The 22,334-nt window shown below is 41.4% G+C and carries 25 protein-coding genes; all 25 read right to left on the bottom strand.

Features of this window, described 5'->3' with window-relative positions:
- Nucleotides 1-82: 82 nt before the first annotated feature.
- Nucleotides 83-1,429, bottom strand: a complete 1,347-nt coding sequence (locus LF817_RS16635) for an aspartate kinase (RefSeq protein WP_253936940.1) — start codon at nucleotides 1,427-1,429, stop codon at nucleotides 83-85.
- Between the two features lie 113 nt (nucleotides 1,430-1,542).
- Nucleotides 1,543-2,316 carry a sporulation transcription factor Spo0A gene (gene spo0A / locus LF817_RS16640; RefSeq protein ID WP_253936941.1) on the bottom strand — a complete coding sequence of 258 codons (774 nt, stop codon included), beginning with the start codon at nucleotides 2,314-2,316 and terminating at the stop codon, nucleotides 1,543-1,545.
- 244 nt (nucleotides 2,317-2,560) lie between these two features.
- Nucleotides 2,561-3,805: a SpoIVB peptidase gene (spoIVB, locus tag LF817_RS16645; protein WP_371925083.1), complete on the bottom strand. Its 1,245-nt coding sequence runs from the start codon at nucleotides 3,803-3,805 to the stop codon at nucleotides 2,561-2,563.
- Nucleotides 3,806-3,973: 168 nt separating this feature from the next.
- A complete protein-coding gene (recN, locus tag LF817_RS16650; protein ID WP_253936942.1) occupies nucleotides 3,974-5,698 on the bottom strand; it encodes a DNA repair protein RecN in 1,725 nt (574 codons plus the stop codon).
- Between the two features lie 18 nt (nucleotides 5,699-5,716).
- Nucleotides 5,717-6,166, bottom strand: coding sequence for a transcriptional regulator AhrC/ArgR (ahrC, locus tag LF817_RS16655; RefSeq protein ID WP_188375744.1), 450 nt, complete (start codon nucleotides 6,164-6,166; stop codon nucleotides 5,717-5,719).
- A 70-nt stretch (nucleotides 6,167-6,236) separates the two neighbouring features.
- Complete coding sequence (locus LF817_RS16660) at nucleotides 6,237-7,058, bottom strand: TlyA family RNA methyltransferase (protein WP_253936943.1); 822 nt, start codon at nucleotides 7,056-7,058, stop codon at nucleotides 6,237-6,239.
- Between the two features lie 4 nt (nucleotides 7,059-7,062).
- The gene (gene dxs / locus LF817_RS16665; protein WP_253936944.1) at nucleotides 7,063-8,952 is read right to left on the bottom strand and encodes a 1-deoxy-D-xylulose-5-phosphate synthase; all 1,890 of its coding nucleotides are present in this window, start codon (nucleotides 8,950-8,952) and stop codon (nucleotides 7,063-7,065) included.
- Between the two features lie 18 nt (nucleotides 8,953-8,970).
- Nucleotides 8,971-9,570 carry a hypothetical protein gene (locus LF817_RS16670; protein WP_253936945.1) on the bottom strand — a complete coding sequence of 200 codons (600 nt, stop codon included), beginning with the start codon at nucleotides 9,568-9,570 and terminating at the stop codon, nucleotides 8,971-8,973.
- 700 nt (nucleotides 9,571-10,270) lie between these two features.
- Nucleotides 10,271-11,152 (bottom strand): polyprenyl synthetase family protein, encoded by an 882-nt coding sequence (locus tag LF817_RS16675; protein WP_253936946.1) that lies wholly within the window; start codon nucleotides 11,150-11,152, stop codon nucleotides 10,271-10,273.
- Nucleotides 11,152-11,388, bottom strand: a complete 237-nt coding sequence (locus LF817_RS16680) for an exodeoxyribonuclease VII small subunit (protein ID WP_253936947.1) — start codon at nucleotides 11,386-11,388, stop codon at nucleotides 11,152-11,154. The genes LF817_RS16675 and LF817_RS16680 overlap by 1 nt, the downstream gene beginning before the upstream one ends.
- Nucleotides 11,385-12,731, bottom strand: coding sequence for an exodeoxyribonuclease VII large subunit (xseA, locus tag LF817_RS16685; protein ID WP_253936948.1), 1,347 nt, complete (start codon nucleotides 12,729-12,731; stop codon nucleotides 11,385-11,387). The genes LF817_RS16680 and xseA overlap by 4 nt, the downstream gene beginning before the upstream one ends.
- 12 nt (nucleotides 12,732-12,743) lie before the next feature.
- Nucleotides 12,744-13,595: a bifunctional methylenetetrahydrofolate dehydrogenase/methenyltetrahydrofolate cyclohydrolase FolD gene (gene folD / locus LF817_RS16690; RefSeq protein WP_253936949.1), complete on the bottom strand. Its 852-nt coding sequence runs from the start codon at nucleotides 13,593-13,595 to the stop codon at nucleotides 12,744-12,746.
- Between the two features lie 16 nt (nucleotides 13,596-13,611).
- The gene (gene nusB, locus LF817_RS16695; protein WP_253936950.1) at nucleotides 13,612-13,992 is read right to left on the bottom strand and encodes a transcription antitermination factor NusB; all 381 of its coding nucleotides are present in this window, start codon (nucleotides 13,990-13,992) and stop codon (nucleotides 13,612-13,614) included.
- A gap of 115 nt (nucleotides 13,993-14,107) precedes the next feature.
- Nucleotides 14,108-14,506 carry an Asp23/Gls24 family envelope stress response protein gene (locus LF817_RS16700; protein ID WP_253936951.1) on the bottom strand — a complete coding sequence of 133 codons (399 nt, stop codon included), beginning with the start codon at nucleotides 14,504-14,506 and terminating at the stop codon, nucleotides 14,108-14,110.
- A 20-nt stretch (nucleotides 14,507-14,526) separates the two neighbouring features.
- Nucleotides 14,527-15,879, bottom strand: a complete 1,353-nt coding sequence (accC, locus tag LF817_RS16705) for an acetyl-CoA carboxylase biotin carboxylase subunit (RefSeq protein ID WP_253936952.1) — start codon at nucleotides 15,877-15,879, stop codon at nucleotides 14,527-14,529.
- A 15-nt stretch (nucleotides 15,880-15,894) separates the two neighbouring features.
- Complete coding sequence (accB, locus tag LF817_RS16710; protein WP_253936953.1) at nucleotides 15,895-16,392, bottom strand: acetyl-CoA carboxylase biotin carboxyl carrier protein; 498 nt, start codon at nucleotides 16,390-16,392, stop codon at nucleotides 15,895-15,897.
- 156 nt (nucleotides 16,393-16,548) lie between these two features.
- Nucleotides 16,549-17,094 carry a SpoIIIAH-like family protein gene (locus LF817_RS16715; protein WP_371925084.1) on the bottom strand — a complete coding sequence of 182 codons (546 nt, stop codon included), beginning with the start codon at nucleotides 17,092-17,094 and terminating at the stop codon, nucleotides 16,549-16,551.
- A 15-nt stretch (nucleotides 17,095-17,109) separates the two neighbouring features.
- Nucleotides 17,110-17,721, bottom strand: coding sequence for a stage III sporulation protein AG (spoIIIAG, locus tag LF817_RS16720; protein WP_253936955.1), 612 nt, complete (start codon nucleotides 17,719-17,721; stop codon nucleotides 17,110-17,112).
- Entirely contained in the window at nucleotides 17,714-18,328 is a 615-nt protein-coding gene (spoIIIAF, locus tag LF817_RS16725; RefSeq protein ID WP_253936956.1) for a stage III sporulation protein AF, read from the bottom strand. The genes spoIIIAG and spoIIIAF overlap by 8 nt, the downstream gene beginning before the upstream one ends.
- Nucleotides 18,329-18,338: 10 nt before the next feature.
- The gene (spoIIIAE, locus tag LF817_RS16730; RefSeq protein WP_253936957.1) at nucleotides 18,339-19,496 is read right to left on the bottom strand and encodes a stage III sporulation protein AE; all 1,158 of its coding nucleotides are present in this window, start codon (nucleotides 19,494-19,496) and stop codon (nucleotides 18,339-18,341) included.
- Nucleotides 19,497-19,511: 15 nt separating this feature from the next.
- Entirely contained in the window at nucleotides 19,512-19,910 is a 399-nt protein-coding gene (spoIIIAD, locus tag LF817_RS16735; RefSeq protein ID WP_253936958.1) for a stage III sporulation protein AD, read from the bottom strand.
- A gap of 5 nt (nucleotides 19,911-19,915) precedes the next feature.
- Complete coding sequence (spoIIIAC, locus tag LF817_RS16740) at nucleotides 19,916-20,122, bottom strand: stage III sporulation protein AC (RefSeq protein WP_253922296.1); 207 nt, start codon at nucleotides 20,120-20,122, stop codon at nucleotides 19,916-19,918.
- 19 nt (nucleotides 20,123-20,141) lie between these two features.
- Nucleotides 20,142-20,651 carry a stage III sporulation protein SpoIIIAB gene (gene spoIIIAB, locus LF817_RS16745; RefSeq protein ID WP_253936959.1) on the bottom strand — a complete coding sequence of 170 codons (510 nt, stop codon included), beginning with the start codon at nucleotides 20,649-20,651 and terminating at the stop codon, nucleotides 20,142-20,144.
- Entirely contained in the window at nucleotides 20,596-21,570 is a 975-nt protein-coding gene (spoIIIAA, locus tag LF817_RS16750) for a stage III sporulation protein AA (protein ID WP_253936960.1), read from the bottom strand. Before spoIIIAA ends, spoIIIAB begins: the two co-directional genes overlap by 56 nt.
- 198 nt (nucleotides 21,571-21,768) lie before the next feature.
- On the bottom strand, nucleotides 21,769-22,326 hold the full coding sequence (efp, locus tag LF817_RS16755) for an elongation factor P (RefSeq protein WP_253936961.1): 558 nt from the start codon (nucleotides 22,324-22,326) through the stop codon (nucleotides 21,769-21,771).
- Nucleotides 22,327-22,334: the final 8 nt, after the last annotated feature.

Here is a 22,334-nt window from a genome sequence, read left to right on the forward strand (position 1 = left end):
AGGCTCCTCGCTTTTCATTATAGCTTATACAGTCGGTCTCTAGCGCAGTTAAGTTCTAAGGTGATAGAGTAAAGCTTTTATTTCAGAAAAAAGCTTTATATAAGGAACGTACGGCTTCATTCAGATCATCTGATTTGATACCGAACATCATGGATACTTCCGAAGACCCCTGGTTGATCATATCGATGTTCACATCAGCATCTCTAAATGCTGTAGTCGCCTTACTGGCAACGCCAATAGCCTCGTTCATTCCCTCGCCCACAATCATAATCATCGCCATGTCTCTCTCTATCGTAATCATATCGACATGAAGCTCATTTTGTATGCGATCTTTCACTACTTCTTCTTTTTCAGCAGGCAGCTGATGATCTCTAATAATAACGGACATATCATCAATTCCAGAAGGCGCATGTTCGAAAGAAATTTCTTCTTCTTCGAGAATTTGCAGCAATTTGCGACCAAAGCCTACTTCACGGTTCATTAAGTATTTACTGACATATAGATTCAAGAATCCGGAGTCGCTCGCTATACCTGCCACATGGCCTTCTCTCTCCGGCAAGTCTGCTACGATCATAGTACCGTCGCCGCTCGGGTTATTTGTATTTTTGATACAAACAGGAATTTTCTCTTTAAATGCCGGAATGAGGGCTTCGTCATGGAACACAGAAAAACCAGCATAAGAAAGTTCACGCATTTCCCGGTAAGTCAGTGTTTTAAGCTGCTGCGGGTTCTCTACGATCATCGGGTTCACACAAAATACAGAATCGACATCTGTAAAGTTCTCATATAGGTCGACCTTCATTCCTGCCGCTACAATAGAGCCGGTAATATCTGAACCGCCGCGGGAAAACGTGACCAACTCATCATCTAGTGTATATCCAAAGAATCCCGGAATGACAAGCACACCTTCTCTTTCCCTTAATTTATATAAATGTTCGAAGCTTTCGTCCAATACTAATGCTCCGCCCGGCTGGTCACTGACAAAAATGCCGGCTTCCTTTGGGTTTACATAATAAGATTCCAGTTCCCTTGACTGTAAATATGCACTCAAAATTAACGCAGTTCCATCTTCACCGCAAGATTTCAAAGCATCCATACCGCGGTTGACATCAGTTTTCACTAAATCTGACGCTTCATCAATTTTATTTTTGATTTTTTCTAGAATAGAATGATCTAATTCCAATTCCCTTATGATTGAGCCAAATCTCTCGATAACCTGATCATAAATCGCTTCGTTCTGCACATGTGCCTGGACAGATTCCCCAAGAGTAATTAACAGATCTGTCGTTTTTGTGTCTTTTGCATGCCTTTTCCCTGGGGCGGATACGACAATAGCTTTTCTTTCTCGATCCGCTCTAATGATTTCTGTTACTTTTTTTAGTTGATTGGCATCGGCTACTGAACTTCCGCCGAATTTTACTACTTTCATTTGTACAACTCCCTGTTATTATGAACTAAAGTGTCTAATAATTAAGAATTGTATCATAATCTCACAACAAGATGAAATAAAAAAATCCTCCTCTGGTAAAGAGGAGGACTTCATTAAGATGCTTTGTGCTCTAATCTTAAGCGATCGGCGACCATCGCAATAAATTCACTGTTTGTCGGTTTAGCTTTTGTGGAAGAAATTGTATATCCGAACAAGGAGGAAATGGCGTCAATATTCCCACGGTTCCAGGCTACTTCAATAGCATGACGAATCGCGCGCTCTACTCGTGAAGCTGTAGTATTAAATTTGACTGCAATATCTGGGTAAAGGACTTTTGTAATAGAGCCAAGCAGGTCAATATCCGTGTAAACCATAGTAATCGCTTCTCTTAAATAAAGATACCCCTTGATGTGAGCTGGCACTCCTACTTCATGGATGATGTGAGTTATGCTTGTATCTAAATCAGGTTTCTTGGCTTTAGTGTAACTGCTTCCCATAGCTCGGTTGATAGGGTCTCCTACATGTTTGATCTGACGAACCTGTTCACTAAGATGATCTAGATCAAAAGGCTTCATCATGAAATAAGCAGCACCTAGTTCTACAGCTTTTTTCGTCACTTCTTCTTGTCCGAAAGCTGTCAGCATAATCACTTCAGGAGATTTCCCCCCGCTTTTTAGTTCTTGCAGAACAGCTAGTCCATCTACATGAGGCATGATAATATCTAGAATAAGGACGTCAGGCTTGTTCTCTTTCAGCATTTCCAAACAGTCTCTTCCATTAAAAGCCGTACCTATCACTTCAATATCTTGAGTATCTGAAAAATAATCCTCCAGAAGTCTAATTAGTTCACGGTTGTCGTCTGCTAAACACACTTTTATTTTATCCATTTAACCCTTCCTCCTTACAAAATAATCCTGATCTTTCTTAATATACTAATTCGACATCAGGAAGTATTACCCTTCTTTATTATAGCAAATTTATTTATAAAAAATAAGATTATCTTGAAAATGCTTCTATATACTCTTATTTTCTTTATAATTCGATAATATTCAACATTATCACGATTAAAGTTGTCGAATTTTGTCGAAATTAATGAAATAAGAGCCTCTTAATTAGAGGCTCTTCATTTATTCAGCTTGCTTTGGCATGATCTTCTTCGTAAATATTGATTCCTGCTTCTTCCAGCATCCATTCAATATGGACTCCATAACCCGAGGTAGGATCATTTACAAATACGTGAGTGACAGCTCCAATGATTTTACCATCTTGAATAATAGGACTTCCGCTCATACCTTGAACAATTCCTCCGGTTTTATCCAAAAGCTCCGGATCAGTTATTTTCACGATCATCCCTTTGGTTACAGGCGAATCTTTAGGCATATTACGAACAATTTCAACGTCGAATGATTGAAGATCTTCTCCATTTAACACCGTCATGATCTCTGCAGGTCCTTCTTTTATTTCCTCATCTAAGGCAATAGGTAATCCTTCTGAGTATTTGTCGTTTTTAATCGCTTGTTCCAGCTCTCCAAAGACTCCAAAAGAACTATTTTTTGTAATTGTACCCATTCGATCATCCGTTAAAGAGAATTCCGCTCTTTTTTCTCCTGGGACACCCTGGTTTCCTTTTTGTATAGAAGTGACTCGAGAATTAACAATTGTCCCTTCATGGATTTCAATCGGTTTTTTCGTATCCATGTCCGCTATGACGTGACCTAAAGCTCCATATTTTTTAGTTTCAGGATCATAAAAGGTCATTGTTCCAATACCTGCAGCGGAATCACGAACATATAAACCGATTTGGTATTTATCCTCTTTAGGATTGACCTCGGGCTTTATTGTCGCTTGAAATGTTTCTTCCCCTCTTTTTACATCAAACTTTATTTCTTTATCATTTTCACCAGACTCTGCCACTACTGTGGACAAATCCTCCATATGGTTAAGTTCTTTGCCATTTCCTTTCAGCAGAATATCTCCTACTTGAATATCGGCATATTCTCCTGGTGATGTCTGTTTGTTTTTATCTTCACTAACAAGATGGTGACCGACGACTAAAACGCCTTTCGTCTGCAATTCAACTCCTACAGACTGTCCTCCCGGTACTAACCGGATATCCTTGACATGCTGCATTTCCGTCTTTTTCACCGGGATTCCAGCATATTCATGAAAAACATTGTCACCTTCAGTAATTTTATCCATCGAGAGTGCCGGAAGCGATTGTTCACCGGCACTTGCAGTAACAGGCTGAGAAGCATTTATTCTTAACTCTGTCGGTATAGATATATACTCTTGAAGTGGATTAATTAAAGGAATAACAAGCATCATCATTAGGAGTACGGAGCCACAGATCAACTTCATTTTTTCTTTTTTCTTCACTTTCTCACACTCCTTTTCACTCCTGAACCAAACAATTGGCTTACTTATAATGTGGGCTTCAATCGCATTTTTTAAACGAGCATAATGACAGAAAATATAGGATGGATTCCCTTCTCATGAAACATTCTCCAAAATAAAGACGCATGGATGCTCCATGCGTCTTTTTCGTTATTTTTGTTTGTGTTTTTCAGCTAAAGTAAGAAGCTCTCTTGCGTGTTCTATCGTTGTTGCCGTCATCTCTGCACCTGATATCATCCTTGATATCTCATCAGCTTTGTCTTCTTCAGAAAGCTCATAGACCAAAGTGGATGTACGATCGTTTTTAACTTCTTTTTCGATTCGGATATGAGTATCAGCCATGGCCGCTACTTGAGGTAAATGAGAAATACAAAGAACTTGTGAGCCTTCTGAAATACCATGAATCTTTTCTCCTATTGCTTGTGCGACCCTCCCACTTACTCCCGTATCGACTTCATCAAAAATAACGCTCGTCACTCCCTGGTGTTTTGAAAAAATACGTTTTAAAGCTAGCATAATCCTTGATAATTCTCCACCAGACGCCGTTTTATGTATTTCCTTCAAAGGTTCACCAGGATTAGTCGTAATTAAAAATGTAATAAAGTCCATTCCACGCTTATTCAAACGAATCGGCTGTCCGTCCAGTTCTGGATCTGAACTATTGCCTTCTTTATAAGAAAAGCCGACATCAAAAGCAGCTTTTTCTAAATATAAATCCTTAAGTTCTTCATGGATCGATTCTGACAGCTGTACAGCGGCCTTCGCTCGTATTTCATGCAGATGTTTAGCCTCGAGAACAGCATCAGCTCCGGCATCCTTCATTTGCGTCTCAAGCCGATTTAAATGAGAATCCTTATTCTTTATCTCATCAATCTCTTCTTCGATTTCAGAAGCGTATTCCATCATACGTTCCACGGTCTGCCCATATTTTTTCTTCAATCTGTTTAGCTCATCTAATCTGGATTCAATGAAATTCAGTCTTTCAGGGTCAAATTCCATTTCAGTTAACTGGGAACTTAATTGAAAACTGATTTCTTCAACCATGTAATAATGATTATTGAGTTCCTCTGACAATTTAGAAGTCTGTTCGTCGTAACCTGCTGCACTTTCTAAAGAAGACATAGCGTGGCTGAGCCAATCCAAGCCTCTTTGTTCTCCGTATAATGAATTATAGGCATCATGAATTCCCTGATAGACTTTTTCAAAATTCATCAGCTTTTTTCTTTCTTCGGATAGCTCTTCATCTTCATTAGGCATAAGTTCAGCTTCTTGTAATTCGCGCAGTTGGAATTCAAGCAAGTCGAGCCTTTGTGCCATCTCTTGTTCATTTTCGTTTAGTTCATTATAACGTTTTTTTAACGTAAGCAGCTGCTCGTACTGTTTTGTATATTCATCTTTAGTATCCTTTAACTTCCGGTGAGCATACAAATCAAGAAGTTCTATATGCCGTTCAGGATCCATAAGAGATTGAGTTTCATGCTGACTGTGAATATCGATAAGGGAACGTCCAAACTCCTTTAAAATCGCTAGCGTGACGAGCTTCCCATTCACACGGCAAATGCTTTTCCCCTGGTTTGTAATGGTTCGCTGCAGGACAACCATACCATCCTCGCTGATGTCTATGCCAAACTCCTCGGCCTTGCTGAAAACTGGGTGTGAATTCTCCACAGTGAATAAACCCTCAATATCTGCTTTCTTTGTCCCATGCCTGACAAATTCAACAGAGCCTCGAGAGCCTGAGAGCAGTTGTATAGCATCGATAATGATGGATTTACCAGCACCTGTTTCACCCGTCAAAACCGTCAGACCTTCTTTGAAGGTGATGGTAACTTTATCAATAATAGCAAAATCTTTGATAGATAATTCTGTAAGCATGAAGTGAGTCACCTCAATTTATAGCATATTTAGTAGCTGTTCACTGATATCTTCTGTTTGTTCCTGGCTTCGGCAAATGATCAGGCATGTGTCGTCTCCGCATATAGTCCCCATGATTTCTTCCCACTCTAGATTATCGATAAGTGCTCCTACAGCGTTCGCATTACCAGGAAGAGTTTTCAGAATAATAAAATGACCGGCCCTATCTATACTGACGAAAGCATCCATCATAAGCCTCTTTAATTTTTCAAGCGGATTGAATCGTTGATCCGCAGGCAGACTATATTTATACCGACCATCCATCATCGGTACTTTCACGAGATGAAGCTCTTTGATGTCTCTAGATACCGTAGCTTGAGTAACGTTATACCCCATTCCTTTGAGCCGATCTACTAACTCATCTTGTGTTTCAATATCATCATTCGTAATTAACTCACGAATTTTAATATGACGCTGACCTTTATTCATGATCACACTCCTGCTTCTTTTTTATTCTCTTGAAGAAGGAGGCTAATGTCCACTAGCCTCCTTCCGAAAGTTATGTTGCCTTTTTATGGTTCTTGTGCGCTTCTTCCACTACTGAATAGCTGTCAGTATCCGATATGAACTTCCCTTCCCCACCTTCGTAATGAAAATGAGCAAGAAATTCAATATTGCCATCACCGCCTGTAATAGGGGAAAACGTCAAGCCGTGTACGGAATATCCGTGCTTCATAGCAAATGATAAAATCGTATCAACTACTTGTTTGTGGATTTTTGGATCTTTTATGATCCCTTTTTTTCCGACTTGCTCTCTACCCGCCTCAAATTGAGGCTTTATTAGAGCAACGACATCACTGTCTTTCTTAAGTAATGTGGCCAAAACAGGCAGAATAATACGCAGCGATATAAAGGAAACATCGATTGATGCGAAATCAGGCCGTCCGTATTCTAAGTCTTCTTCTGTCATATATCGGAAGTTTGTTCGTTCCATAACTACAACCTGTGCATGGTTTCTAAGCTTCCAATCCAGTTGGTTGTATCCTACATCAACAGCATAACTTAATGCCACTCCATTTTGCAGAGCACAATCTGTGAATCCTCCTGTGGATGAGCCTACATCAATCATAATTTTGCCATCAATATCAAGAAAAAACGTTTTTAAAGCTTTTTCCAATTTTAAGCCGCCGCGACTAACATAGGGGATGGCTTTCCCTTTAACGGTCAACTGGATTTCTTCGTCCACCTTTAAACCGGGTTTATCCATCCGCTCCTGCTCATGAAAAACAAGACCGGCCATAATTGTTCGTTTCGCTTTTTCTCTAGTTTCAAACAATCCTCTTTCAACGAGGAGCACATCTAGCCTTACTTTTTTACTCATCTTTTTAAGCCCTTCGCTTTTTAGTCATTTTCATACCTTTGACTTCATTTATAATATTATCTTCCGTCAACCCGATTTCTTCCCACAGCTTACTTACACTTCCGTGTTCTATAAAACGATCGGGCACACCGAGCCGCTTGATCCATGAATCATAATTGTGTTCTTCTTTAAATTCCAGTACGCTCGACCCGAAGCCGCCCAGAAGAACTGCTTCTTCTATAGTAACAATTGGCAATTCCTCACCCATAATATCGTGAAGCATCGGCTCGTCCATCGGTTTGATAAAGCGCGCATTTATAACACGAACGGAAATGCCGTCCTTTAGAAGACGTTCTCTTGCTGCTAAAGCCATTGGTATCGTAGTACCGAATGTAAGTAACACAGCGTCAGACCCTTCTTTTAGAACTTCCCAGCTGCCGATTGGAAGGGCAGTTGGATTTTCATCCATTTCCACACCGCTTCCATTCCCTCTCGGATAACGGATACCTATTGGACCATCGTTATATTTCACCGCAGTGTGTACCATGTTCTGGCCTTCATTTTCGTCTTTGGGCATCATCAGCACTATATTAGGAACTGAGCGCAGGAATGCTATATCAAATACACCCTGATGAGTTTCTCCATCTGCTCCGACGAGACCGGCGCGATCAATACCGAAAATGACATTCAAGTTCTGCCTTGCTACGTCATGAATCACTTGATCATATCCGCGCTGCAGAAAAGTCGAATAAATTGCCAAAAACGGCTTCATGCCTTGCGTTGCCAACCCGGCTGATAGCGTTGTGGCATGCTGTTCAGCAATACCTACGTCGAATAATCGATCTGGAAACTCCGCCTGGAATTTTTCAAGTTTTGATCCAAGCACCATGGCAGGAGTCACGGCTACAATACGTTTATCGGTGCGTGCTTCCTTTATAAGAGTATCACTGATAACTTCACTCCACGCTGGCGGAGCTCCTGACGCTTTGATTTTTTCACCTGATTCAATTTTATAAGGGCCCACTCCATGCCACTTATCTTTCTGATCAGTTTCTGCAGGGTGATAACCTTTCCCTTTTTGAGTTATGACGTGTATGATCACCGGGCCTTCCGTTTTTTTCGCATACTGGAGGTTTTCAAGAAGGTCATGGTAGTCATGTCCGTCAACAGGACCGTAGTAAGTAAAACCCAGCTCTTCAAAAAACATGCCGGGAACCACAAAATACTTCATACTGTCTTTAAGTCTCTCGGCTGCTTGAGCCAGTTTTCCACCAACAGCAGGAATTCTTTTGAGAAGCCATTCCAAATCGTCTTTTGCACGATTATATTTTCCAGCGCTCCTCATACGGCCGAGCGCTGTGTTAAGTGCTCCCACGTTTTTAGCGATCGACATTTCGTTATCATTTAAGATAACGGTTACATTCTTTTTCTCATCCCCGATATGGTTGAGGGCTTCCAGAGCCATTCCACCTGTCAGAGCGCCATCCCCTATAATAGGAAGAATGGAATGCGATTCACCTTTTAGATCCCTGGCAATCGCCATACCCATGGCAGCGGACAAAGACGTTGAGCTATGACCGGTTTCCCACACATCGTGCTCACTTTCGTTACGCTTGGGAAAGCCGCATAAGCCTTCGTATTTTCTTAGCGTGTCGAACTTCTCTGCTCTCCCCGTTAAAATTTTATGGATATATGATTGATGGCCAACATCGAAAAGGAACCTGTCTTTAGGGCTTTCATATACGTAATGCAAAGCAAGGGAAAGTTCTACAACCCCTAAATTCGCTCCTAAATGTCCCCCTGTAGAAGATAAATTTTCGATAAGGAATTTCCTGACATCTGATGATAGGTCTTTAAGTTGTTCAATCGATAGAGCCTTCAAAAATGACGGGTCTTTAATCTTGTACAGATCCATAAATGGACCCCCTTATAGTTATCTTGATTTTCGAGTGTTTTTTGTAGCGGCGGAAAGAATTCTTATTTTTAAATTTGCTTCAATCCACGCAATCACCCGTGCGGCAAAAAAGATGACTTTAGTAGAAGAATGAACAGCCATGTACTTCCCTACGGCTTTACCTCCTACAGTCAATGCAGCAACGACACTTGTTAATAATACAGATAATGTAATTTGAACACTCGATCCATCAGAATGTCCAAGATCATTTGCTATTTGTATAACTACTACAGCGGAAGCCGTTCCGCTCACTATACCTGAAATATCCCCTATTACATCATTACAAAAACTTGCAAATCGGTCAGCATTTCTAACGATAATAATGGCCTGTTTTGCTCCGGGGATTTTTTCAGCGGCCATGGCATGGAAGGGAGGTTCTGAGGCTGCTGTTGCTGCTATTCCCAGCATATCAAACACTACCCCGATTATTATGATGATTAAGACAATGACTAAACCTATTCCCCATACTACTCCGCTCATAACAGAGTTTGATATAACTGAAAAAATAGCCGCTAGCACAAAAGTGATAACGGCGATACTAACACTAAATTTTAATGATTTTTTTAATTTATTGTCCATTTCAACCCTCGTATATAAAAGACTTATGTAAAAAGGAATGGTCGCGGATCAGGTAAAAATTACGGCTTAGGTCTAGTAGGTTTTCCCATTCGGTTACCGAGTGTCACCACTCTGGCGGTTCCCCTTTAAAACCGAATCAGCTTCGTTTCCAAATGCTGGACTAGATTACCACTTAGTCCGCACTATAATTCCTGATCCCCGTCCATGGAACAGCCTAGGGGATTTCCCCGACAGCCTTTAACCGTTCCTTAGCCTCTTTTGCAGTTCTGATTTCATACAGCGACAACATTCACACTTCAGTGGCCATCGGAAGTCATGAATGGTCCATGGCTATAATCCCCTCAAGAACCACTCAAGGCAGGCTACGCTACTTATATAGATGTTACTCCATATAAAAGTAGGTTCATACCCCATTTCATAAGAGTCTCTGGCTGAGATACTCTCACAAGAATGGGCCTCCGCGGAAGCAGGGTCAACGCCCACATGCCTTTGTGGATCGCCCTGCGACCTTAACTCCCAGCATCGACCCAAGGCTGGGCGCCTCAAGCCGACACAAGGAACTTCATCGATGTGCCCTTTGGCGGATTTTTAGGCCCGCCTTCGGGAACGGAGGGCCGACTAGGATACTGCACCATTCCTTTTGTATATATAATATATCACATCCATCTGACATCCTCAATTAAAAAACGCTGAACCAACCTTATCTGTCGCGGCTGCTTAAATAGTCAATCAATTCAGATAAAGTGGTGCCATTAATCCCAGATTCGTGTAATGCATTTTTAGCAGCCTCAACATACCTATCTTTCTGTGCAATAGCACCTTCGAGTCCTAATAACTGGGGATAGGTACTCTTATTGTTTCCTTCGTCACTTCCGGTAGGCTTGCCGATAGCATGAGAGTCGCCTACCACATCTAGAATGTCATCCTGGATTTGGAATATCAGCCCCAGTGCTCCTGCCATCGCTGTCAAGTTGTTCATTGACTGATCATCAGCTTCAGCTAAATAAGCCCCTGATAACACAGCAAAGCTTAATAGACGGCCAGTTTTCTGCCGATGTATGTCTTCGAGCTCAAGCAGCGGAATATCATGGTTTTCATATTGCATATCTTTCATCTGTCCATTGACCATTCCTTTTGGACCGCTGGCTTTTGATAATTCTTTTACAATGAATACTTTTTCATCATTCGTAAGATCATTGGAGTCCGTGATGATTTGGAAGCTAAGGGTAAGCAGTGCATCTCCAGCTAATATAGCCGTTGCTTCGTCAAATTTTTTATGATTTGTCGGCTGGCCTCTTCTTACGTCATCATTGTCCATAGCAGGAAGGTCATCATGAATAAGGGAATAAGTATGAATCATTTCTAAAGCACAGGCTACTGGGAGTCCTTTAGAAAGGTTTCCGCGGAAAGCTTCTATAGTTGCTAATAAAAGGATAGGTCGCAGACGCTTGCCTCCAGCCTCAATCGAGTAGAGCATCGCGTCCCGTACCCGGCCTTCATACGTATTTGCGGTAACATAATTTACTAATTGCGTATTCACTAGCTGCCGCTTTCCATCTAAGTATTCGATTAGCGAATCCACTATTCTTCCTCCTGAACATCGAAAGGCTCAAATTCCCCATGTTCATTTAAAATTTGCTGCATTTGTTTTTCTACATTCCCTAACTTCTCATTACAAAGCTTCGATAACTTCATGCCACCCTGATAATATTCTATCGCTTTTTCTAAAGGAACCTCGCCGGTTTCCAGTTTTTCTACGATTTCTTCCAATTGTTTCATCGCTTCCTCAAAGCTCAGTTCTTTGTTCTCCTCGCTCATCGGTTTTCCTCCTTGACATCAGCTACTTGGCAGTATAAAGAACCATTATGGATGCTGACGATGATTTCGTCCCCTTTTTGTACGCTCTTAACGTCTTTTAACACTTTACCAGTTTCCAGATACGGTATAGCATAGCCACGCTTCATTGTATCTAGTGGGTTCAGTAATGCAAGCTTTTCTAAAGAGGCTCTGAATTCTTCTTGCTTAGATTTAAGTTTATATTGAAATTCAGTGTGCAGCCGCTTCGTAACATCATGGACTTGCTTTTGGCCGGTCTCGATCTGTGATGCGGGGTGTTGTTGTTGAAGTCTGTTCATCATGTATTTCAATCGCTCACCTTCACGGCTTTTTATTGAATCTGCGCTTTTGTGAAGCTGCTCGATTAATCGGTCCAAGTCTTGTTCTTTCTGACGCATCAGCTGTTCCGGGTATTTAAAAGCGTAGGATTTTTTCAGACGAGTAAGGCGCTGTTCGGCTTCAGACTGCTTTACCTCTAAAGTACGATGCAATCTTCTCTTCAAACCCTGGATATGCTCCTTAATGTCAACGAGAGAAGGTACGGCAAGCTCTGCTGCTCCAGTCGGGGTAGCCGCTCTTAAGTCCGCAGCGAAATCGCTGATTGTTGTATCTGTTTCATGACCCACGGCAGAAATGACCGGAATTTGAGATCCTGCGATGGCTCGTGCCACGACTTCTTCGTTGAACCCCCATAGGTCCTCTAATGATCCACCGCCCCTCCCTACAATAAGGACATCACAATCGATATGATGATTGACGTATTCAATGGCTTTGGACACAGAAGAAGCCGCTGATTTTCCCTGGACAAGAACAGGAAAAATCGAAACTTTAACAATCGGATACCTTCGTTTAATCGTTGTTAAGATATCCCGGATCGCTGCTCCTGTGGGGGAGGTTATAATACCGATATGTTTAGGATAAGATGGGATCGCCCGTTTTCGGCTGAAGTCGAACAATCCCTCTTTCTCTAACTTTTCTTTCAATTGTTCAAACGCTAAGTAAAGGGCTCCTATACCATCAGGCTCCATCTCTTGGATGTAGAGCTGATAAGATCCCATAGGTTCGTACACATTGATCTCACCACGCACAAGAACATTCATCCCGTTTTCAGGAGCGAATTTCAAAGACCGATTATTACCTGCGAACATCACGGCTTGAATGCGGGATTGATCATCCTTGATAGACAAGTACATATGCCCCCGGCTATGATGCTTAAAATTCGATATTTCCCCTCTTAACCAAACTTCTTTTAAATGAGGGTCATGAGAAAGTTTGCGTTTAATATATTTGGTAAGTGCCGAAACGGTTAAATAGCGATCATTCACTAGAAAGTCTCCTTATTTTTGGTGAATCCACTTAGCTGCTTTGATCGTATTGTGAAGCAGCATTGTAATAGTCATAGGACCGACCCCTTTTGGAACAGGGGTAATATGTGATGCTTTTTCTGAAGCCGATTCAAAATCCACGTCCCCTGTCAACTTTCCATCGACTCGGTTTACTCCTACATCAATGACTACGGTACCATCTGATATATCCTCACCTGTAATTAACCCGGCTTTACCCGCAGCTACAATCAGAATATCTGCCTGCTTCGTATGCTCTCTTAGATTTTTTGTTCTTGAGTGGCAATGAGTCACTGTTGCATTTTCGTTCAAAAGAAGCTGTCCTACAGGTTTTCCGACTAAGTTACTGCGTCCTACAATAACTACATGCTTTCCTTCAAGAGAAATATCTGCACGCTGCAGCATCACTAAAATTCCATAGGGTGTACAAGGATAAAATGTTTCTTGCCCAGTCATCAAGCGTCCTACATTACTAGGGTGAAACCCATCGACATCCTTAGAAGGGTCAATCGCTTCAATAACTTTCTGATCATCGATTTGTTCAGGCAAAGGAAGCTGCACAAGAATTCCGTGTACACTTCTATCCTCATTCAATTCTTTAATAATTTCCAAGAGCTTCTCTTCAGAAGTATCCGCAGATAACTCTAATAAATCGGAATTCATGCCGATTTTTTCGGAAGCCCGCTGTTTCCCTTTAACATAGGACTGGGAAGCCGGGTCTTCTCCAACGATGATGACAACGAGTTTCGGATGAATGCCTTGTCCACTTAACTGGGCAACCTCCTCTTTCATTTCCTGCCTGATGGTTTCGGCAAGCTGCTTTCCATAAATCACTTCTGCTGACATAGTCGTTTTCCCCTTCCTACTTCACCATTTTTGATAGCACGCCATTAATGAATTTTCCTGATTGATCTTCTCCAAAAATTTTAGCTAATTCTACTGCTTCATTGATCGCAACCTGCGTCGGAACGTCCTCATTGAACTTAATTTCATAGGCTGCCATTCTTAATAAGGTCTTTTCGACCCTGGCTAAACGAGCAAAGGTCCAATGTTCTAAATGCGCTTCAATCCAAGGATCGATCTTATCTTTATGTTCTATAACCCCATCAATTAATTGGTTTAAAAAAGCATCTTCTTCTTCCTCATTCAGTACATGCTGCATCGCTTCTTCTGTACTGATGTCACTTGAGTCAATTTGAAAAAGGGTTTGGAATGCTTTTTCTCTTGCTAATCGTCGTTTCATCTATATTCTGCTCCTTTAATGTCATATCCGTAAGAATCATAACATTTCCGCCTTTGAATTGCTATTCTGTCAATAGAAAAAGACCAGTTAAGGGCAAGCCCAACCGGCCTTATCTTCATTCCTCTTCGATTTCAGCTTCTTCTTTGGGATCCATTTGGACGCCGACCACGTGAACATTAATTTCTTTGATCTCGAGTGCAGTCATGTTTTTTAAAGCCTGGCGTGTATTATCCTGGATCTTTTGTGCTGTGTCAGGGATTGAGATCCCGTAGTCCATGACGACATAAGCATCTATAAGAATCCCATCTTGATCCAGTTCAACCTTCACACCTTTGCCATGACTTTTTTTACCTAGCCGCTCCACTACACCTGTTGCAAAATTCCCACGCATTGAGGCGACCCCCGCAACTTCTGATACAGCTATACCTGCAATAACTTCAATAACTTCCGGAGCAATCTCAACATTACCAAGCGTTGAGCCTTCTGTAACGTTCAACAATTGTCTTTCATCCATCAATGACCACTCCTATTTTGTTAATCTTCCATTATTGTATAGTTTTCAAGAAATTTTGTGTTGAAGTCGCCACTAACAAATACTTCATGTTCCATCATCCGCTGGTGGAACGGAATGGTCGTTTTGACTCCTTCCACAACGAACTCATCTAATGCTCGACGCATTTTACGAATGGCTTCATCACGGTCTTTTCCGTAAGTGATCAGTTTAGCTACCATTGAATCGTAATATGGCGGGATCATATAGCCTGGATAAGCAGCGGAATCTACTCGGATCCCAAAGCCGCCAGGGGCTAAATACATATCTATCGTTCCTGCTGAAGGCATGAAGTTTTTAAAAGGATCTTCAGCGTTAATACGACATTCCATCGCCCAACCCTCAAACTTTATTTCTTCTTGAGAATATGTCAGCTTTTCATCATTAGCTACATTCAGCTGCTCCTTGATCAAGTCAACCCCAGTAACCATCTCCGTCACAGGGTGCTCCACTTGAATTCTCGTATTCATCTCCATAAAATAAAACGATTGTTCATTTTGGTCAAAAATGAATTCAACAGTTCCAGCTCCTGAATAATCAACTGCTAATGCAGCTTTAACTGCTGCGTCTCCCATTTTCTTACGGATAGCAGGAGTGATAGCAGGAGAAGGGGTTTCTTCGATTAATTTTTGAAGCCTTCGCTGTATACTGCAGTCACGTTCACCCAAGTGCACCGCATTCCCGTGATTATCTGCAAGGACTTGAATCTCGACGTGACGGAAATCTTCTATGAATTTTTCAATATAAACGCCCGGGTTTCCAAAAGCAGTTTCTGCTTCCTGCTGGGTCACACGTATCCCTTTTTCAAGGTCTTCTTCGGTACGTGCTACGCGAATACCTTTTCCACCCCCGCCAGCAGTCGCTTTAATGATGACGGGATAGCCTATTTCTTCTGCAACACGCTTTCCTTCTTCCACGTCTTTTATAATACCTTTCGATCCAGGAACGACCGGGACACCTGCTTCCCGCATCGTTTCACGTGCTACATCTTTCGTACCCATTTTCTGAATAGCATAAGCGGAAGGCCCCACAAACGTAATTTTACACTCTTCACACATCTCAGCGAACTCAGCGTTCTCAGCTAAAAAGCCATAACCTGGATGGATGGCATCTGCTCCTGTCAAAGTCGCCAGACTCATGATATTCGTGTAATTTAAGTAACTGTCTTTACTTAACGTTGGACCGACACAATAAGCTTCGTCAGCAATTTGAACATGGAGAGCTTCTTTATCTGCTTCTGAATATACCGCAACCGTTTCAATGTCCATTTCTTTACAAGCGCGAATGATTCGAACCGCAATTTCCCCACGATTCGCAACTAGAACTTTCTTAATCATGACTCCACCCCCGAACTATGACGTTTTCACTCTGAATAATGGCTGACCGTATTCTACTAGTTCGCCATCATCCACTAGAATTTCAACGATTTCACCGGATACTTCAGCTTCAATTTCATTAAATAACTTCATGGCCTCTACGATACAGACAACACTATCCTGCTTTACGCTGTCACCGACTTTTACGTATGCACCCTCTTCTGGTGAAGGTGATTCATAAAAAGTCCCCACCATAGGAGAAGTGATTTCTTTATCATAGTCAGCTTTTGCTTCAGGCTCTTCTTTACTCTCTTCCGCCTTTGTAGTTTCCTGTTTAGGTTCAGGCGTCTCTCTTACTTCTGGTTCTGGTTCTGGTTTTTTAGCAGTTTCCTTAATGGCCGGCGCATCTGTGACGACCTGTCCACCACTTTTCTTCATACATACTTTAGTTCCATTTGTTTCGTAAGAAAATTCGTCAATTTGTGATTGATCAATCAACTTAATTAGTTCTCTAATTTCTTGAACTTTTAACATCTTAGGGCACCCCTTTATGTAAATTAACTTTTATGACTGGTACTAATAACTCCTTCTAACATTCTACGACACAATGACGTCTAACTGCAACTATCCCTAAAGAACATTATCAACAATTAAAAAACCTCCTGAATCACTGCACAGGAGGTTTTCTATTTATTTACTCGGTTGGAACTTCACTTCCACTCTCATTTGTCCGAATTCATCCGACACCATCTGCATGATTTCTCTTGTTTCCGCCTTAGTAAGTTCATCGGCTTTGACAGTAACTTGAATGACTTCATCTTCGGCTCTTACAAGCACGTCCTCATATGGAATGCTTGCTCGGATTGTATTTTCTAAAATGGATTCTTTAGAAGAAGTTTCCTGCAATGTTTCCATTTCTTCCATCGCTTCGTTCTTCTCCTCTGCGGAATATTCACTGGAAGCTACAATCTCAGATAATTGCTCTGTTTTTTGGTCTCTTTCGCTTTGTGTTTCCAACCGAATCGATGCGAACAGTTCTTCAGCAGTAAAATCCGAAGTGACGACATCTTCTGAAGTCCCTTCCCCTTCCCCATTCACATCAACGTTTTCTCCCTCTTCCCACTGATCATCTTGTATGAAAGCCATCTCCCCATTATCTGGAGAAGTCATATAATACACACTTAACACAATCAATAAACTCAACATCGTCAATAGCCATACTGTCTGTTTTTTCACCAATCTAATCCCTCCCTATGATTTAGGTAAAACTGATACTCTATGACTGGGTACATCGAGCACCTTGGACACTGCATCAACGACCCATTCTTTGACCTTCATCTGCTCTACACCTTTTGCTGTGACGAATACCCCGCTTACCTCAGGCTTATTTGTTTTCGTAAGCAGCGGCACTTCTTGATCGCCCTGTCGGACTAATACTAGCTGCTGTTCCTTTGAATAGTCCTCAATCTCCCTTTCCCCTCCATTCTTATCTGTTTCCTTCGTTGTCTGCTTTCCAATAATCAAGTTTTTGTCATACACTTTTTCCTCCGTCGCAGATAAATTGATCATTAACTCCACCTCACTCACTCCTTGGATATTCTCCAGAAGCGGCTTCAGCTGCGACTCGAATTCTGATTCCAGCTGCTCAACAGAAAGGGAGGTCTCTTCCACTTCCTGGCTCAACGTTTCGGAATCGCTTTCCACAGGAGGCGGGCTGCTTGTATCAGGCGTCTGAAACCAATTACTCATTAAAATGAAGAGTACTCCAATTATTCCGATAATGATAAAATATTTGCGTTTGTTCACGCTGTTTCCATCTTTTGAAGTCAATGGGCTTACGAGTTTACTCCACCATTTACTCATGGCCTTCCTCCCAGTGAATTTCAATTTGCTGTCGATTTAGATCTAGTTGGTCCGCGACATACTTATATATCCTGTCACGATCTTCATTTCTTACTGTCAATTTTTGATTTGTATCCTCACTTGAGGTGGAAATGATTACTTCTTCTATGTCACCCTCCTCGCTGTTCGAGGATACAAATAATATGAGCTTGTCCAGTGATTCCATTGAATATGGTTCTTCCAGAAACTTGAATTCCACTTGATTAAGGCTGAGTTCATAATCGGCTTTTAAAGGTTTCTGCAGCTGATCTAAGACTGCTTCTTCCACTTGCTGTAATGTATATGCATCTTGTCCACGTAATATTTCATTTTTCTTGTCTTCGATTTCTCCACTCATTTCTTCCGTTTCAATACTAGTGTGCATCCTGCTTTCAACAGACTGAATGATTTGCTGCGGATCCAGCTTCAAAAACTGGAGCAGCGGATCTAAAATAACTAACAGGAGAAGAATCGCCATCACTAATCTTGCATACTTCCTCATTGCTCCTGAAGGCAGCAGAGCATCTGCAACCATAGCTAACAACAAAAATAATACAATCTCTGTTATCCACTGGATAAATACTTGCATATGATCACCCTTATCGAACCATCATCGTAATATTACTTGCAGCTACCATAATGACTATGACTAAAAAAAACATCATTGATACCATAAGCAAGGCAGCAAATATATACATCATATGACGACTGACAATATCCATAGCTGTCACGATCGGGCCATCTCCTAATGGCTGCAGAAGTGCCGCAGCTAATTTATATATGATCGCTATGGCCAAAATTTTCAAAGCAGGAAATAAGGCGATCCCTAACAGGATGACAACCCCTGCCAGACCGAGCGTATTTTTCAAAATTAGGGAGGCTCCCAAAATTGTATCGGTGGCATCTGTGAATAGTCTTCCTACGACCGGGACGAAGTTTCCTGTAACAAATCTTGCTGTTTTCATCGTGACACCATCCTGGACAGCGGTGACTGTTCCTTGTACCGAAATTACACCTAAGAACAAAGTTAAATATACCGCCATCACTGCGACTCCAGTTTTTCGTAATAATTCTGCCAGCTGGTCTACTTTGAACGACTCATTCAATGTGCCGACAATCAGCAGAAGAGCAGATGAAGCAAATAATGGAATTAATAAATGTTTTACCAATAGGCCGCTGGATTGGACTAAAGCAATTATAATTGGATGAAAAAAAGATATGGACAGAAGATGGCTGAAGGATGCCATTATTCCGAGTAATAAAGGAAGCAGTCCGATCATGAAACTGCTCATCTGGTTTATAGCGCCAAGGGTGTATTCGATGACTTGTCCAAAGCTTTCTAGAGCCAAACCAATAAGCACAAGATAGACGACCATATAAGCAATGTTGGAAATCACGGTATTCTCAAAAGATGACTGCATTGCTTGAAGCAGCGTACTGAACAACGTCAAAAATAATAGTGCACCAAGCAGCTTTCCATTCGAAAGAAGTTCATTAAACAGGAAATGAAGAATTCCTGATATCCAGCCAGAAGGTTCGACTTCTTTTTCGCTCCAGTCACTCATATCACTGAAAGAAATCGAAGGCATATACTCTCCGTATTGTTCGTGTAATTGCTCGTAGTTCCTCTCTAATTCTTCTGTTGAAAAATGTTCTCTTAACGATTCAACTTCTTCATTTGTAGTTGCAGCTGAGATGGCCATCGGAAAGAGAAGGAGTCCTATCCATAAAAAACATATAGACGTCATTAATTTCATGGCATACCTCAATCCTTAACCTGCCGCTCCAGGTATGAAATCCAAGATCGTTTCAATTAACGCCGTTATGATAGGTATCGCTAACATCAATATGAATAACTTTCCAGCTAATTCAACCTTTGATGCTAAAGCTCCAAGCCCCGCATCACGGATGAGCTGAGCACCAAATTCTGTGATGTAAGCAATACCTATGATTTTAAGAATGGTTTTAAAATAAATCGATTCGACATGAGCTTGTTCAGCCATATATTGAAGAAGAGAAAAAATATATTTAATTTGATCCAATATGGAAATGAAAATCAACAAAACTGTAAATAACAACAAAAGAAATGCGATAGAAGACTTTTGCTCTTTCAATAAGATGATGAGCATGGTAGCTATTAAACCTATAGAGACGATTTGAATGATGTCCATACCGGTTATCCCTGGTAAAGAAATACGGATTTGATTTGCTGGAATAAATCAGCAAGTCTGTGCAACACGATGAATAACACAATGATGAACCCTGTCAAAGTAACAACTTGAGCAATTTCTTCTTTTCCCATTTGCTTTAGAATACTGTGGAACATAGCTACGATGATTCCTATCCCAGCAATTTGAAACAGGATGGATGCGTCTTGGAACAAAAACGTCCCCTCCCCCTTGTCATATAAGTAGTAAAACCACTAATAAACCGCTAAGCACTCCAATACCGCGCGCCAGCCGCTGATGCTTGACTGAAACTTCAATCGCCTCATTAAGCTGTAAATCAAGGTGGTGCAAAGTTAACTTAATCTGCTTTTGCTGTTGATCCAGATCATGCTGTCCTAGTGTATTTCCAAATTGGATCAGTATATCCAATTCACTCTTGGCCATAGCATTCCAAAACCATTGCTTTCTTAATTCTGAAGTCCATAACTCACTAAAGTCTGTACATGTACTTTTTCCATTTACTAAACTTGAGAAAAAATAGCAGATTGGCGAAGGGAGCACTTTGGATAATTTTTCACATACATCCCACAATGAAGACTGACTGTAAACCATTTCTGCCTCTATCATTTGAAGGGCGCTTTTCCACTGTCTAATTTGCCCTGGACGCTTTTTGAACTTTGACGCAGCGTCAAAACCTACCCACGTGGTGGCGACTAGTACGATCAGCGCTCCCAACCACTCCATGGTCCCCCTCCCCCTTTAACCTCATCAATTGACTACCCTTTTCGTCTAACACTTCAATGCAGCTAATTGGTGTAGATAGTCTATTAAGAATGATATATCTATCGAACGCTTGGTTTTCTATCAGTTCTTGAACATCCTGGCGCCGAGCTACAGATAATTGGTTGTTTCCATGTACGCTGCAAATCACCTGGACGCCGGTGTATATCGCTTCTTTTATAGCAAGTGCATCTTCCATCCCCCCTATTTCATCAACAATGATGACTTCAGGAGACATTGAGCGGATCATCATCATCATACCGACAGCTTTTGGGCATCCATCCATAACATCTGTCCGCTCCCCTACTTCAAGCTGAGGGACACCGTCTTTACAGGCAGCAATTTCAGATCTCTCATCAACGAGAGCCACTTTGGAGGCTGGTTTGAAATCTGTCCCAGAGCCAATCCATTTAGCAAGGTTCCTCAGTACGGTGGTCTTACCTGAATGAGGCGGACCGATAATTAATGTATTCAGCCACCTTCCCTCATTTAATAGATAAGGCAGAATCTTTCTTCCGCTATCAATAGATGAGCGAGCTACTCTAATATTCATAAACGTTATATCTTTTAAAACTTCTACACTTTGTGCGTGGATGTTGGTTTTTCCAGCCAGTCCAATCCTGTGCCCCCCTTCTATCGTTATAAATCCTTCCTTCATCTCTTCCTTGAACTTATAGACGGAGAACTGGCTTACTTGGTTGAGTACGTACGATAAGTCTTGCCTCCCTGCCACTTGATTCGTTACATAAGACACTCCATTAGTATCCGTCACTTCCAAGCAACGGTTCACTCGAAGGCGTATCTCTTGAACGGTATTCCAATCAATGTTTTCATGCATAGCGGGATGGTATGGCTTCGGAAACAGCCGGATAATTTCCTTCATGGCACCATTCTCCTTTAGATGCTTTACCTTATATGTATGTCCTCTCTCAAAAGTTATGACACATGATAGAAAGTGGAAATAAAGAGATTGATATGCTGAATAAACACTTATTTCTATCATCATGAGAACAACCCTATTTATGGTTTTCGCCACAAAAAAAAGAGCAGCCCTATCAGGACTACTCTTCTAAACCCTTATTTATGCTCTGGATACGTATTTACCGTCTGTCGTACTGATCAATAAAACTTCGTCTTCATTTATGAAGAATGGAACTTGTACAATCAGCCCTGTTTCAAGAGTTGCTGGTTTAGTTCCGCCACTAGCAGTGTCACCTTTAATTCCAGGCTCTGTTTCTACCACTTTAAGCTCTACGTTTTTAGGAAGCTCCACACCAATCGTTTCCCCTTGATAGGTTTGGATTTGAACTTCCATATTTTCTTTCAAATAATTGAGCTGATGAGAGATTTGAGCAGTAGGAAGTTCCACTTGCTCATAATTTTCTGTATCCATGAACGCATGCATATCGCCCGAACCATATAGATATTGCATTCTTCTATTCTCTATGTGAGCCTTCTCAACCTTTTCTCCTCCACGGAAGGTTTTTTCCTGGATGTTTCCGTTTCGCAAATTACGAAGCTTTGAGCGTACAAATGCCGCTCCTTTTCCTGGTTTCACATGCTGAAAATCCATAACTTGCCAAATATTACCATCAACTTCAATCGTTAACCCTGTGCGAAAATCGTTCACAGATATCATATTGAATC

Origin of the sequence: Halobacillus sp. A1 (genome assembly GCF_024189295.1) — a bacterium.
Classification (GTDB): domain Bacteria; phylum Bacillota; class Bacilli; order Bacillales; family Halobacillaceae; genus Halobacillus_A.